The 14,221-nt window shown below is 64.6% G+C and carries 10 protein-coding genes; 7 read left to right on the top strand and 3 right to left on the bottom strand.

The window, feature by feature from the left end; all coding sequences use genetic code 11:
• Positions 1-34: 34 nt before the first annotated feature.
• The 3 genes from EA795_RS16900 to EA795_RS16890 form a co-directional block, all read right to left on the bottom strand.
• On the bottom strand, positions 35-3,712 hold the full coding sequence (locus EA795_RS16900) for a translocation/assembly module TamB domain-containing protein (RefSeq protein ID WP_122078547.1): 3,678 nt from the start codon (positions 3,710-3,712) through the stop codon (positions 35-37).
• An 8-nt stretch (positions 3,713-3,720) separates the two neighbouring features.
• A complete protein-coding gene (locus tag EA795_RS16895; RefSeq protein ID WP_122078631.1) occupies positions 3,721-5,448 on the bottom strand; it encodes an autotransporter assembly complex protein TamA in 1,728 nt (575 codons plus the stop codon).
• Between the two features lie 177 nt (positions 5,449-5,625).
• Positions 5,626-6,261, bottom strand: a complete 636-nt coding sequence (locus EA795_RS16890) for a GNAT family N-acetyltransferase (RefSeq protein ID WP_122078545.1) — start codon at positions 6,259-6,261, stop codon at positions 5,626-5,628.
• 148 nt (positions 6,262-6,409) lie between these two features.
• Here EA795_RS16890 and xthA point away from each other — a divergent pair, with 148 nt between their 5' ends.
• The 7 genes from xthA (at position 6,410) to EA795_RS16855 (ending at position 14,195) form a co-directional block, all read left to right on the top strand.
• Complete coding sequence (gene xthA / locus EA795_RS16885; protein WP_122078543.1) at positions 6,410-7,222, top strand: exodeoxyribonuclease III; 813 nt, start codon at positions 6,410-6,412, stop codon at positions 7,220-7,222.
• A 92-nt stretch (positions 7,223-7,314) separates the two neighbouring features.
• The gene (locus EA795_RS16880; protein ID WP_170162247.1) at positions 7,315-8,682 is read left to right on the top strand and encodes a substrate-binding domain-containing protein; all 1,368 of its coding nucleotides are present in this window, start codon (positions 7,315-7,317) and stop codon (positions 8,680-8,682) included.
• A gap of 108 nt (positions 8,683-8,790) precedes the next feature.
• Positions 8,791-9,750, top strand: coding sequence for a carbohydrate kinase family protein (locus EA795_RS16875; RefSeq protein ID WP_122078538.1), 960 nt, complete (start codon positions 8,791-8,793; stop codon positions 9,748-9,750).
• An 84-nt stretch (positions 9,751-9,834) separates the two neighbouring features.
• Positions 9,835-10,740: an AraC family transcriptional regulator gene (locus EA795_RS16870; RefSeq protein ID WP_122078536.1), complete on the top strand. Its 906-nt coding sequence runs from the start codon at positions 9,835-9,837 to the stop codon at positions 10,738-10,740.
• 289 nt (positions 10,741-11,029) lie between these two features.
• A complete protein-coding gene (locus EA795_RS16865) occupies positions 11,030-12,337 on the top strand; it encodes an ABC transporter substrate-binding protein (RefSeq protein WP_122078534.1) in 1,308 nt (435 codons plus the stop codon).
• Between the two features lie 69 nt (positions 12,338-12,406).
• A complete protein-coding gene (locus EA795_RS16860; protein ID WP_122078532.1) occupies positions 12,407-13,351 on the top strand; it encodes a carbohydrate ABC transporter permease in 945 nt (314 codons plus the stop codon).
• Between the two features lie 10 nt (positions 13,352-13,361).
• Positions 13,362-14,195, top strand: coding sequence for a carbohydrate ABC transporter permease (locus EA795_RS16855; RefSeq protein ID WP_122078530.1), 834 nt, complete (start codon positions 13,362-13,364; stop codon positions 14,193-14,195).
• Positions 14,196-14,221: the final 26 nt, after the last annotated feature.

Below are 14,221 nucleotides of genomic sequence, written 5' to 3'. Positions count from 1 at the left end.
GCTAGACAGGACCAGGGCCCAGCCAACCACCTCCTCAGAAGTTGCGTCGGTAGAACAGATCCAGCGAACTGGCCAGGCCGCTGGCAGCCTCGAGGAAGATTCGCCGGGTCAGTCGATAGCGCAACGCGACGGTATTGGCAGGCTCGAACACGCCCACGCCGTAGCGAAGCGTCAGCCGCTCGGTCAGGCGCCCGCTGGCGACGACGCTGGTATTGGCCCCGCTGCCTTCGGTGTCCAGCTGGAAGTCGTCGATGCCCAGCCGGTTCGCCAGATCGCCGGTGAAGGAGGCGCTGCCGGCCAGGCCGAGGCTGAGCGCGGCATTGGCCAGCAGGTTGCTGTCGCCGCTGTCCGCCCCCAGCGCCCGCCCCAGCACCAGATAGGAAAGCGCCTGTTCCTGGCTCATCGCCGGCTCGGCGAACACCTGGATACGCGGTTGTTCGGCGCTGCCGGTGATGCGCAGGCCGGCGACCACGTCATCCTCGGGAATCCGCCGAATGGCTTCGATATCCAGGAACGGCTGTGTCAGCACGCCGGTGAACAGCAGCTGCGCGCGGCGGATGGTCAGTCGCTGACCGTAGGCACGATAGCGGCCGTTGTTCAGCTTGAGTTCGCCGCGGGCATCGAGGTTGTCGCCGATGTGCAGGTAGCCGGCCAGGTCGGCGGTCAGACCGAAGCCGGAAAAACGCAGGCGATCCTCGCCGACTTCGACGTCGATATCCATGCCGATCGCCAGGGCCGTATCCGCTTGCTCCGCCTCTTCGCCGACGATGACGGTGTCCTCGGACACCTTCACCGTGGACGGCGGCAGCTCGCGGACGGTGATGTCCCCGCGCGGGACTTTGATTCGCCCGCTCACCGCCAGCCGCTCATCGGCCAGCACCAGATGCAGGTCCGGTTCGACTTCCAGCTCGGCGTAAGGCTCGACCACTACCGGCAGCCGCGTGCCAGCGAGGTGCAGATCCAGGTCGAGCGCCTGCTGCCAGTCCAGAGTGCCGTTCAGGCGACCCTGGCCCTGTTCGCCGCTGCGCCAGTTACCGTCGACGCGCAGTTGCTGCCCTTCGATACCGATGTCGACCTGCAACCCTTCGAAGCTGACGGGCAGCTCACTGCCGGAAATCTCCGCCTCGCTCAAACGCAGATCGCCGTTCAACTGCGGGCTTTGCAGCGTTCCCGACAGTCGCCCGGCACCGTTGAGCTGACCTTGCAGCCGGTCCACCTGCGGCACGAAGGGCCGGGCGACGGAAATATCCAGGTCACGCAGGCTGAACTCGCCATCGATGGGCTTGATCTCGCCCTGCGGGTCGATGCGCAGCTGCACGTCCAGCTCGCCCAGGTCACCGCCAACGAAATGCACCCGGCTGTCGATCCGCTCGGGCCTTAGACGACTGTTCAGAGCCAGAGTCTGGTAGGGAAAGTCGTGCCAGATGTCCTCTTCGCGAAAACGCAGCACTCCGGGGCCTGCGTTCACGGAAATCTCGCCATTCGGCCCCGCCTGCGGGAGCTCCAGTTGCAGGTCGGCGTTGAGCTCACCCTGCCAGGCCAGGGTATCGGGCAGGTTGGCCGCCAGCGATTCGAGCGGAAAATCACGCAACCGATAGCGCAACTGCGTATCGGGCATCAGGCGCTGGGCCGGTGCGCACAGCGTTGCCGGGCCGGACGCGAAACAGTGCGCGGCCAGGTCGAGCCGTCCGTTTGCCAGGCGTTCGATCGCCACCGGCTGCTGCAGCGCCCATTGCTGCTGGTAGGCATCGACCGCCGCGCGCAACAGGCGGCCACGCCAGTCGCCGCCCCGCATGCCGCCTTCCGCCGCGAGGGAAAGATCGAGCGGCCCGCCTTGCAGCTGCAGCGCCGCCTGGTGCGCATCGAGCGTGCCGTCGGCGTTCAGCTGCAGCTGGCCCAGTTCGGTATCGCCCGATGTAATGCCGTCGACAGTCATGCGCAGGCGTGCACGTTCGCCATCGGCAAGGTTGGCGGCGAGTTGCAGACGCTGCAGGTGATTGTCCTGATAGCGGATCGTCTGGCCCTCTAGCTCAAGCCGGCCCTGGGGCGCTGCCGGCGTACCGGCGATGCTCAGGTCGCCGCTCAGGCGGCCACCGAGTTCAGGCCACAGCTGCGCCAGCCGAGGCAGCTCGAGGCGCAATTGCCCCTGCAGCGTTTCGGTCCATTGGCCGCTGCCCTGGATGCGGTTGTCGCCCAGCTGCAGGTCCAGCGTGGGCAATTCCCAGCGCGCCTCGCGCCCGCTGGCCTGGAGTTGCAGGCGAGCCGGTTGCCCGCGCAGGCGCCCGTCCATGGCCAGTGCCACATGGGCTTCGAGCTGCTCGCCGCGCAGAGCGCCCTGGCTCTCCAGCGTCCCGCCCAACTTGCCTGGCAGCTCCGCCAGCCAGTAGGAAGGATCGACATCGCGCAACGCCAGCGCGGTGCGCCAGTCGATGCCATCGGCGAAGCCGACGCTCAGGTTGCCCGCCGCCCCGCCTTGTCCCGCCTGTAATTCCAGCTGTGGCAGGTGCACGCGTTGCAGATCCCCACTGAGCGGGCTTTTCAGCGTGAAATCGCCCGCCGGCCCGCTCATGGCGGCATCGAAATGGCCCAGGTAGTTGCCCGCATCGTATTGCAGCTGTGCCGTCAGGGTACGCAATGTCACCGGCAGCGGTTCCGGCTGTGGATACAGGCGCCACCAGGGAAAATCCTGCCACTGCAGCGACGCCTCGCCTTGCAGGGCCTCGCGCCAGTCCAGATGCCCTGCGAGGCCGACCCGCTGCCGTTCGTTGGCCACCAGCTCGGCCCTGTCCACGCGCGCGCCCGCCTGGTTGACCAGCCCGTCCAGCTGCAAGGCCACCGCCCCGCCCTCGCCCGCCAGGCGGCCACTGGCGAGCAGCCGATAACCCTCGTCGAGCTCGCCCTCGGCGGTCAGCACGAAGCCGTCCAGACGCAAACTGTCCGGCAGATCGGGGCTGGCCTTGAAGCCGTCCAGGGTCAGTTTCAGCGTCGCGGGCAACCCGGTGGCCAGGGGCTGCAACTGGCCGCTCAGGTTGCCGTCCAGGTAGCCGGCGCTATCGACGTTCAGCCCAAGGCGCTCGCGCACATCGCCCTGCACGTCGAATTGCAGCGTCCAGGGCTGCTCGTCGACGATCTGCAGCGCGGCATCGCCTTGCAGGCTCAGGGGCCAGGCGCCGCTGGGCTGCAGCCGACCGGCCAGCGACAGTTTCATGTCGGCACGGCTGGCACGCAGCTCGCGGATGTCCAGCCCGGCACGGCGCCAATCGGCCCGCAGTTGCAGTGATTGCAGGAGCTCCTCGCCATTCAGGCGCAGCGGGCCGAGATCGACCTGTAGCACCTGCAGCTCGAGTGGAAGCTGGAGGTCCGGCAGGCTGAAAGGTTCGCTGGGCGCCTCTTCCGTCCCCGGCGGGAAGACCAGTTCGATGCTTTCGGCGGCGAGCTCGTCGATGCACAAGGTCATCCGCAACAGGCACGCGGCCGACCAGTCCAAGCGTGGCTGCTTCACCACCACGCTGTTGTCCGCCTGGCTCCAGCGCAGCTGCTCGGCCTGCCAGCGGCCGCCGAGACGCCCCTGGAAGCCATCGACCTGCACTCCGGGCGCTTGTGCCAGCAACCAGCGGCTGCCACCGGTCGTACCCAGCAATGTGCCAACAACCCCGCCTATCAGGAGCAGCAATGCCAACAGCGCAGACAGGCTCCAGCCCAGTATCTTCACTGGCCGTCTCAAAGCTCGGGCCCCATGGAGAAATGCAGACGCACGCCACCGTCACCATCCAGCGGGTGAGCAAGGTCGAGCCGGATCGGCCCCACCGGCGACACCCAGCGCACGCCCACGCCCACACTGCTCTTGAGGCTGGGAAAGTCCGCCGAATTGAAGGCGTTACCCTGATCCATGAAGGTCGCCACGCGCCACTTCTCGGTGAGCGAGTACTGGTATTCGGCGGATACGGCGAACTGGTAGCGCCCACCGATACGGTCACCGTCGGAGTTGGTCGGTGACAGGCTCTGATAGTCGTAGCCGCGCACGCTCTGGTCGCCGCCGGCGAAATAGCGCAGCGACGGCGGCACTTGGGTGTATTCGTCGGTGATGTTGGCACCCAGCTGCACGCTGCCGAGAAAACGGTGGCGTTCGAAAAGCGTGCCTAGGCCCTTGAGCATCGCGTTGGCGTGGATCAGATCGGCATCGGACATCAGGCCCTGTTTTGCGCCCGCCAGCTCGAATTCCAGCCGATAGCCACGGTTGGGGTCGATGCGGTTGTCGCTGCGCAGCAGGCTGTAGGCGATGCCCGGCATCAACAGCGTGCTGACGCCCGAATCATCGCCGAGGCGGTATTCCTCGTGCTGCCATTTCAACGACCACACCCGTTTCCAGCCGTTGCCCAGCCGGCGATGCCACTCGGGCCCGACCGTCAGCAACCGGCTCAGGCTGTCGTTGTCGCCCAGCTCCTCGTACTGGTAACCGCCCGCATAGCGCAGCTTGTCGGTCAGCGGCGGATCGAGCGGCACGTCGTACCAGAGGCCGACGTTCTGCCGCGGTGCGGACAGCTCGGCCTCGGCACCGTAACTGTGCCCCTGCGGGTTGACCCAGTGGCGGGTCCAGTCCAGCCGTATGCGCGGCCCCACGTCGGTGGAGAAGCCCAGCCCCAGGCCCAGGGTGCGGGGCTCGCGCGTGGTGAGCAGGACGCTGACCGGGATGCGCTGTTCGCTGGCGTTGGCGGGGTTGGCATCGACCCGTACGCCCTCGAAATAACCGCTCGACTGCAAGGCCTGGCTCAGCTCGGCCACCCATTCGGAGTCATAAGGCGTACCCGGTTCGAAGGGCACCATGCGTTCGAGCAGGTCGGCATCGAAAGGCGCGTCGCCCTCGAAGCTGACCTCGCCGAGGTGGTAACGCGGCCCGCTCTCGAACACCAGTTCGATGTCTGCGAAATTTTCCCGGGGATCGACCGCCAGACGCTGGCGAGTGAAACGGCCTTCGAAGAAACCGAAGCGCGAAGCCTGATTGGCGATACGCTGCTTGACCTCTTCGTAACGACCATGATTGAGCGTGGTACCCGGCTCCAGCGCCCCCTGCGGATTCTGGAAGCTCTTCAGTTCAGCCGCCGGTCCTTCCACCCGCACCCGGACGGTGCGCAAGCGCACCGGTGGCCCCGGCTTGACGCGCAGACTCAGCCGGGGCGGCTCGCCGGCGATCACCTCGCTGTCGATCGCCGCGTTGTAATACCCCAGCGCCTGCAACGCCTTCTGTGCCTGCTCCCGTGCGATGCGGCTGTAGCGCAGCAACTCACGCTCGTCACGATCACCGAGGTCGCCGATATGGTTCTCGATGTTCTCGCGCAGTGTCCGGTTGCCGGGCTCGATCCGAACGTCCAGCTCGGCCGCCGCCAGTTCGGTTGCAGAAACGAGAAGAAGGCCGGCCAGAGCGACGCCGCGACGGTTGGATATGCACATGGCGGCGAATGCTAGCATGGCGCGAACCTGGCACTGCAAAGCCTTTGTCTCGGTCGTTTCAGCAGGGGCATGGATAACTTCGGCGGCCGTCCGGTAACTGGGGCGATGGATGTTTCAGCGCACGTGAATGCACCATCCATAGCCCCTGTGACCGCCGCGACCCGGGGTAATTCGCCGTCAGCCCTCGGCCCGTTCGGCCCTTGGCGTCGGATGGAAGAACACATATTCGACCACCGGCCCGATGGCCACCTGGCCGATCTCTTCGTATCCCTGGCGTTGGTAGAAGTTGCGATAGCGCGCATTGCCGGTGTCGATGACCAAGCCTTCAGAGGTCGGGTCTTCGGCGCACCAGTCATGCAGCGCCTGGAGCAGCCGCTCGCCATACTGCTGGCCCTGGAACTGGGGATGTACGGCCATCAGTGGCAGCACGTGGAAAGCCCCGGGCGGCAGACAGCCGAGGATGGCCTGGTGGTAGTCGAGATAACGGCGGGTGCAACGAAAGCCCGCCGTCAGCAGCATGCGCATCCGCCAGGCCCAGCTTTCGGTGATATCCAGCCGTCGTTGCGGTGGCGCGATCAGGGCGGCACCGATCAGCCGGTCGCCCTGCATCAGCCCCAGTGCGGGCTGGTCCTGAAGAAAATGCTGGTTGACCAGCTCCCGCACCGTCGCGCGCACCCGCTGGTCGTAGCCGGGGCGGTCGGCCTCGAACAGATAGGCGAAGGTCGGCTCGTGTCGGTAGGCGTTGTACAGCAGGGAGCGGGTTTCCCGGTTGTAGCCACTGTCCAGCATCCGTATTTCGGTGGGCATCGGCATCGCAGGCTCTCTTATTGTTGTTTTTCGATCTATCTGGACCTTAGCACCAGATCGGCAATATGCCGTTGCGTAGCACATGCCCCACGGCTTCTGCCTTTCACTTCCCGGACTACAGCCCTTAGAATCGCCCTTCTTCCGGAGATCGCCCATGAAACTCGTTTCTTTCAATATCAATGGGTTGCGTGCCAGACCTCATCAACTGGCTGCGATCATCGACAAGCATCGGCCCGACGTCATCGGCCTGCAGGAAACCAAGGTGGCCGACGAGCAGTTCCCCCAGGCGCAAATCGAGGCGCTCGGTTACCACGTGCATTACCACGGCCAGAAGGGCCATTACGGTGTCGCGCTGCTGTCGCGCCAGGCACCGCTGGAGATTCACAAGGGCTTTCCGGGCGACGGCGAGGAATCGCAGAAGCGTTTCATCTGGGGTCGTTTCGCCGATGCCAACGGCCAGCCGGTGACCGTCATGAATGGCTATTTCCCCCAGGGGGAAAGCCGTGTGCATCCCACCAAGTTCCCGGCCAAGACCAGGTTCTATGCCGACCTGCAGGCACTGCTAGAAGAGCGCTTCAGCCCCGACCACGCAGTGGCAGTCATGGGCGACTTCAACATTTCCCCGGAGGACTGCGACATCGGCATCGGCGAGGTGAACGCCAAGCGCTGGTTGCGCACCGGCAAATGCAGTTTCCTGCCCGAGGAGCGCGAATGGCTGGCCCGCCTCAAGAACTGGGGTTTGCAGGACAGCTTCCGCACGCTCAACCCGGAAGTCGCCGACCGTTTCAGCTGGTTCGACTACCGCAGCCGTGGCTTCGAGGACGAACCACGTCGTGGGCTGCGCATCGACCTGATCCTGACCACCCAGGCCTTGCATGACCGCGTCATCGATTGCGGCGTGGACTACGAAATTCGCGGCATGGAAAAACCATCCGACCACTGCCCGGTCTGGCTGGCACTGTGCTGAAACCCGCAGGCCAGACGGACGCAGCGCCTGTCACATGATGGTCATGCAACTGACTTAGTCTCGCGACTTCCATCGGTCGAGAGGGTCAGGCATTGGCAGTTTCCGTTTCAGAGCGCGACGTCTGGAGTCGAGCGTTTTCCCTGCTGTTGCTGGGTTTCGTGTGCTACAGCTTCCCCGGCCTGGCCATCGGCGCCGCCCCAGCCGCCGATCGTCCCGTGCTGAGCATCCAGGGTTCGAACACGGTCGGCGCCAAGCTTGCGCCCATGCTGATCGCCGGTTTCTTCGAAAGTCAGGGCCTGCGGGACGTCCGCATCGCCCCCGCTGGGCGGGAGAACGAACAGCGCATCAGCGCCACCGCCGCCGATGGCCGGATGGTATTCGCGGAGGTGGCCGCGCATGGTACCGGCACCGGCTTCGCCGGTCTGAAAGATGCCAGCGCCGACCTGGCAGCCGCCTCGCGGCCCATCAAACAGAGTGAACTGGATGCCCTGGCCGAGCTGGGTGACCTGCGCAGTGCCGAGGCGGAGCAAGTCATCGCCATCGATGGTCTGGCGATCATCGTCCATCCGGACAACCCGCTGAGCACCCTGACCGTTGCCCAAGTGGCACAGCTGTTCGCTGGCGAGGTGAGCAACTGGCGTGAACTGGGCGGTGCCGACATCGCCGTCAAGCTGTTTGCCCGCGATGATCGCTCGGGCACCTACGACACCTTCAAGGAACTGGTGCTCGGCAATCAGGACAAGACACTCGCCTTGCGTGCACGACGCTACGAATCCAACGACCAGCTCTCGCAGGACGTCAGCAAGGTGCCCGGCGCCATCGGCTTCGTCGGCCTCGCCTCGGTGGGTTCGGCCAAGCCACTGGCCATTGCCGACGGCGACTCGCAACCCATGGCGCCCACCAGCGCATCGATCGCCACCGAGGACTATCCGCTGTCGCGCCGGCTATTTCTCTATGCCCGTCCCGACGAGCAGTCCGCCCAGTTGCAGGCGTTCATCACCTATGTGCATGGCGCAGCCGGCCAGGCCATCGTCGAGCGATCCGGCTATGTGGCGCAGTCCATCAGGGCGATAAAGCTGACGGCCCAGGCCGACATGCCGCCGACCTATCAGCAACTGGCCAGGGAAGCCCAGCGGCTCACGGTGAACTTCCGCTTCGACCAGGGCAGCGCACGCCTCGACAACAAGGCCCGGCGCGATATCGACCGGCTCGTCGCCTACCTCAACGCCAACGGCAAGCGCATGAGCGCTGCGACGCTGGTAGGTTTCGGCGACCCCAGAAGCGACCCGGCGCGCACCGCGCTGCTGTCCAAGCTGCGCGCCATGGCCGTGCGCAGCGAGCTGGCGCGCGGCGGCATTCTTGTGAAAGAAATCAATGGGTTGGGCGATGAACTTCCAGTGGCTTCCAACCAGGGTGCCGGGCGCTTGAAGAACCAGCGCGTGGAAGTCTGGGTTCACTAGCGAATCGGGCTCAAGACAAAAACGTATCAGTCAGACGAACGCTTCGTACTGTCCGAAGAGCCGAGTGGGTACTAAGCTCGGCGCAAACAACAACAGTAGCGACTGCTCATGTACCTGATCTGCGGCGAAGCCTTGTTCGATGTATTCACTGCAAGTGGAGACGGTCCGGGCAACCGCCTGACACTGGAAGCGGTTGCCGGCGGCTCACCCTTCAACGTCGCCGTCGGCCTTTCACGGCTGGGCGTGCCGGCAGCCTTGCTCGGCGGAATCTCGAACGACAGCTTCGGCGAGCGCCTGCGCCAGATCCTGAGCGACGAAGGTGTGATCGACGATTACCTGGTGCCCTTTGAAGCGCCTACCACCCTGGCGATGGTCGCGCTTGGCGCAGACGGCTCGCCACGCTACAGCTTTCGCGGCGAGGGCTGCGCCGACCGCCTGCTCCGGGAAACGCACCTCAGGCCACTCGCCGACGATATCGGCGCCATCCACGTCGGTTCCTACAGCATGGTCGTGCCGCCGATCGCCGACACGCTTCACGCGCTGGTGTCCCGCGAAAGCCACCGGCGCCTGATCTCGATGGACCCTAACGTACGTCCCACTGTCGAGCCCAAGCTGCCGCGCTGGCGCGAACGCGTCGAGGCATTCGCCAGGCATGCGCACCTGATCAAGGCCAGCGACGAGGATCTCGCGTTGCTCTACCCCGGCGAGGCACCCGAGCGCATCGCCCAGGGCTGGCTCAAGGATCGCTGTGAGCTGGTGGTGCTGACTCGCGGCAGCAAAGGTGCGCAACTGTTCAGCCGTCGCCATGGTCAATTCCACGCAGCGGCAAGGCCTACGGTCGTCCGCGACACGGTCGGCGCCGGCGATACCTTCCAGGCAGCGCTATTGGCTTACCTGCACGAACAAGGTGTACGGACCGCAGCGGCGCTGGCCGAGCTGGGTCGCGACCAGCTCGAGAGCATGCTTGGTTTTGCGGTGCAGGCAGCGGCCGTCACTTGCTCACGCACCGGCCCCGACCTGCCCTGCCGATACGAAATTGACTGGCCAGCGTCGCAACAGTGTCTATAAGAACAAGGGGTCGCCTGCCGCCTGACGCATCAGAGCCCCCTATCAGCAACAGACCAGAACAATAAGAGTACGGTGCAACCCGCAATGAAAGGATTGAAGACTACCGACCCCTCCTACGAGTTGATGGACGATCACCACGGCAATTCGCTCATCTATCGGCAGCACGGCTTTCCCTGCCCGCTGGTGCGTTGGCACAACCACAAGGAATACGAGCTGCACCTGATCATCGCCAGCGCCGGCAAGGTGTTCATCGGCGACTATGTCGGCAACTTCGGCCCCGGCAGCCTGTTCCTCACCGGCCCGCACCTGCCGCACAACTGGATCAGCCAGGTCGCGGATGGCGAAGTGGTCGCCAAGCGGGACATGCTGGTGAATTTCACCGACGAGCTGTTCGAAGCCGGCAATAGCGTATTTTCCGAACTGCGCCGCCTGACCCCGATGCTGGAACGCTCGCAGTACGGCATCGAATTCCGCTGCCCCAACACCCTGGCCGAGGCCAGTCGCTTGATGCAGAAACTCGCCGACAGCCGTGGCGCCACCCGACTGGGCTATTTCTTCATCATGCTGGAGCTGCTCGCCGAGTGTGACGACTACCAGCTGCTATCCGGCGCGACCTCCTCGCAGCTGGGCGACGACAACCACAGCGACCGCACCAACATGGCCGTCAACTACATCTTCGAGAACTACATGCGCGAGCTGCCGCTGGAGGAAGTGGCCTCGCATCTGAGCATGAAACCCACCTATTTCTCGCGCTTCTTCAAGCGCGCCACCGGGCGTTGCTACGTGGAATTCGTCAACAGTCTGCGTATCAGCAAATCCTGCGAACTGCTGCTGGACAACGAAAAGCCGGTGACCGACATCTGCTTCGAATCGGGCTTCAACAATCTGTCCAACTTCAACCGGCGCTTCCAGCAAATCAAGGGGATGACCCCTTCGCGTTACCGTCACCTGGTCGAGCAACGCCTGACCGAACAGAATCTTGCCGGCTGATACGCAGCACCCTCGCCAAAGCGCCGGGTCTCGCCCTGGCGCAGCCCTCGTCGTCCTCCTCGTCATCGCCGTCGCGGCGGGCACGCTGGCGCATTCGCGACAGGCAGCACGGGTACTGTCGGCACCTGTGAAGGAGTGCAAGAAAGTATCGATCGATGTGCAGCAAGGGCTTTGTACAGGCGCCGCCGCAGCGCTGTAATGACCCCGAGACGCTCGTACCGCAGTACGCGAGCAACAACAAAAACAATAAGCGCTTCCACATCCCCAGGGGTTGGAAGAGGAGACCGAAATGAACCTCAGCAGATTATTGCTCGGCTCTACCTGTATTGCCTTGGCCGGCGCCGCGAGCGCCGCGCAGACTTTGACCATCGCCACGGTCAACAACGCGGACATGATCCGCATGCAGCGCCTCTCCCAGACTTTCGAAAAACAGAATCCCGAGATCGATCTCAACTGGGTCGTGCTCGAGGAAAACGTCCTGCGCCAGCGCCTGACCACCGACATCGCCACCCAGGGCGGCCAGTTCGACGTGCTGACCATCGGCATGTACGAAGCCTCGCTGTGGGGCGACAAGGGCTGGCTGGCACCGATGTCCGACCTGCCCGCCGATTACGATCTCGACGACGTGTTCCCCTCGGTGCGCGAAGGCCTGTCGGTCGACGGCACGCTCTATGCGCTGCCGTTCTACGCCGAAAGCTCGATGACCTACTACCGCACCGACCTGTTCGAGCAGGCCGGCCTGCAGATGCCGGAGCGCCCGACCTGGACCCAGATGGCCGAATTCGCCGAGAAGCTGCACAAGCCGGATCAGGACCAATACGGCATGTGCCTGCGCGGCAAGGCCGGCTGGGGCGAGAACATGGCGCTGGTCACCACCGTCGCCAATGCCTTCGGTGCGCGCTGGTTCGACGAGCAATGGCAACCTGAATTCAACGGCCCCGAATGGACCCGTGCCGCCACCTTCTATGTCGACCTGCTGAGCAAATACGGTCCGCCGGGCGCCTCCAGCAACGGCTTCAACGAGAACCTGGCGCTGTTCAACACCGGCAAGTGCGCCATGTGGGTCGACGCCACGGTGGCCGGCTCCTTCGTCACCGACGCCTCGCAGAGCAAGGTCGCCGACAAGGTCGGCTTCACCTTCGCGCCGCAGCAGGACACCGACAAGGGCTCGGCCTGGCTGTACTCCTGGGCGCTGGCCATTCCCAGCACATCGAAGAAGCAGGAAGCGGCCAAGGCCTTTACCACCTGGGCGACATCCAAAGACTACGCCAAGCTGGTCGCCGAAACCGATGGCGTGGCCAACGTGCCGCCGGGCACCCGCGAATCGACCTACAGCGCCGAATACATGGCAGCCGCGCCGTTCGCCAAAGTCACCCTGGAATCGCTAAAACAGGCCGATCCTGCCTCGCCCTCGGCCAAGCCGGTGCCTTATGTCGGCATCCAGCTAGTGACCATTCCCGAGTTCCAGGCCATCGGCACCCAGGTCGGCAAGATGTTTGCCGCGGCCCTCACCGGGCAGATGCCAGTGGAGCAGATGCTCACCGCCGTGCAGCAGTCGACCACGCGCGAGATGAAGCGCGCCGGCTATCCCAAGTAGGCCAGCAGCCTCCCCGACGCAGCCGTCCAACCAGACAGGGTTCGCCAGAGCCCTGTCAGGAGTGAGCCCATGAGCACCACGAGCACCGCCTTGCCCAAGGCCCCCGACACTCGCACGAGCAGCGAAGCGGACCAGCGCCATCGCCGGCGGCTCGGCCCCGGCTGGTTCCTCGTCAGCCCCTCCGTTGCGCTATTGCTGCTGTGGATGCTGGTGCCGCTGTCGATGACCCTCTACTTCTCGGTCATCCGCTACAACCTGCTCTATCCGGGCGAGAACGATTTCGTCGGGCTGGAGAACTTCCATTACTTCCTGACCGATGCCGGCTTCATGCCCGGCATGACCAACACCCTGATCCTGGTCGGCAGCGTGCTGCTGATCAGCGTGGTGCTCGGCGTGTTGATCTCGGCCCTGCTGGAAGCGGCGGACTTCGCCGGGCGCGGCATCGTCCGGGTCTTGTTGATCTCGCCGTTCTTCATCATGCCGACCGTCAGCGCGCTGGTCTGGAAGAACCTGATCTACCATCCGGTCTCGGGCATTCTCGCCGCCGTCTGGAAGTTCTTCGGCGCACAGCCCGTGGACTGGCTGGCGCAGCACCCGCTGGCTTCCATCGTGATCATCGTGTCCTGGCAATGGCTGCCCTTCGCCATCCTGATCCTGATGACCGCCATGCAGTCGCTGGACCAGGAGCAGAAGGAAGCGGCCCGCCTCGACGGCGCCGGCCCCATCGCCATCTTCTGGCACCTGACGCTGCCGCACCTGGCCCGGCCGATCGCCGTGGTGGTGATGATCGAGACCATCTTCCTGCTCTCGGTCTTCGCCGAAATCTTCACCACCACCAGCGGCGGCCCCGGCTACGCCTCCACCAACCTCGCCTACCTGATCTACACCCAGGCGCTGCTGCAATTCGACGTCGGCATGGCTTCGGCCGGCGGCCTGATCGCGGTGGTCATCGCCAATATCGCGGCGATCATCCTGGTGCGGATGCTCGGCAAGAATCTCACCGAGAAATACTGAGGACAGACCGATGCTGACGCTGAAACAAAGTCGCCGCCTCAACACCCTGCTGGTCGGCGTGCTCGCCTGGGGCGTGGCGCTGCTGCTGTTCTTCCCGATCCTCTGGATGCTCATGACGAGCTTCAAGACCGAGATCGACGCCTTCGCCACGCCGCCCCAGTTCATCTTCACCCCGACGCTGGACAACTACCTGCACATCCAGGAGCGCAGCGGTTATTTCAAGTACGCCTGGAATTCGGTGACCATCTCTTTCGGCGCCACCCTCCTCGGCATGCTGATCGCCATTCCCGCCGCCTACTCCATGGCCTTCTTCGAGACCAGGCGGACCAAGGGCACGCTGCTGTGGATGCTCTCCACCAAGATGCTGCCGGCGGTCGGCGTGCTGGTGCCGATCTACCTGCTGGCCAAGCAGTTCGGCCTGCTCGACAGCCGCACGGTGCTGATCGTCATCTACACGCTGATCAACCTGCCGATCCTGGTCTGGATGACCTACACCTACTTCAAGGACATTCCGCGCGACATCCTCGAAGCGGCGCGCATGGATGGCGCCACCCTGTCGCAGGAGATGCTTCGCGTGCTGCTGCCCATCAGCAAGGGCGGCCTGGCGTCCACCATGCTGCTGTCGCTGATCCTGTGCTGGAACGAGGCCTTCTGGTCGCTCAACCTCACCTCCTCCAATGCCGCGCCGCTGACGGCGCTGATCGCCTCCTACTCCAGTCCCGAGGGGCTGTTCTGGGCCAAGCTCTCGGCCGTCTCCACCCTCGCCTGCGCCCCCATCCTGGTTTTCGGCTGGATCAGCCAGAAACAGCTGGTCCGCGGCCTGTCGTTCGGCGCCGTGAAATAGCACCGAACCGAGAAGAACAACAGAGG

This window comes from Stutzerimonas nitrititolerans, from assembly GCF_003696285.1.
Lineage (GTDB): Bacteria > Pseudomonadota > Gammaproteobacteria > Pseudomonadales > Pseudomonadaceae > Stutzerimonas > Stutzerimonas nitrititolerans.
This window is presented reverse-complemented; position numbering and strand designations above follow the sequence as displayed.

What these genes read in the sequence shown, in the direction of transcription:
- EA795_RS16855 (WP_122078530.1), top strand. Translation starts at nt 13,362, where the DNA reads ATGCTGACGCTGAAACAAAGTCGCCGCCTCAACACCCTGCTGGTCGGC.
- EA795_RS16875 (WP_122078538.1), top strand. Translation starts at nt 8,791, where the DNA reads ATGTACCTGATCTGCGGCGAAGCCTTGTTCGATGTATTCACTGCAAGT.
- EA795_RS16860 (WP_122078532.1), top strand. Translation starts at nt 12,407, where the DNA reads ATGAGCACCACGAGCACCGCCTTGCCCAAGGCCCCCGACACTCGCACG.
- EA795_RS16890 (WP_122078545.1), bottom strand. Translation starts at nt 6,261, where the DNA reads ATGCCGATGCCCACCGAAATACGGATGCTGGACAGTGGCTACAACCGG.
- EA795_RS16895 (WP_122078631.1), bottom strand. Translation starts at nt 5,448, where the DNA reads ATGTGCATATCCAACCGTCGCGGCGTCGCTCTGGCCGGCCTTCTTCTC.
- xthA (WP_122078543.1), top strand. Translation starts at nt 6,410, where the DNA reads ATGAAACTCGTTTCTTTCAATATCAATGGGTTGCGTGCCAGACCTCAT.
- EA795_RS16865 (WP_122078534.1), top strand. Translation starts at nt 11,030, where the DNA reads ATGAACCTCAGCAGATTATTGCTCGGCTCTACCTGTATTGCCTTGGCC.
- EA795_RS16870 (WP_122078536.1), top strand. Translation starts at nt 9,835, where the DNA reads ATGAAAGGATTGAAGACTACCGACCCCTCCTACGAGTTGATGGACGAT.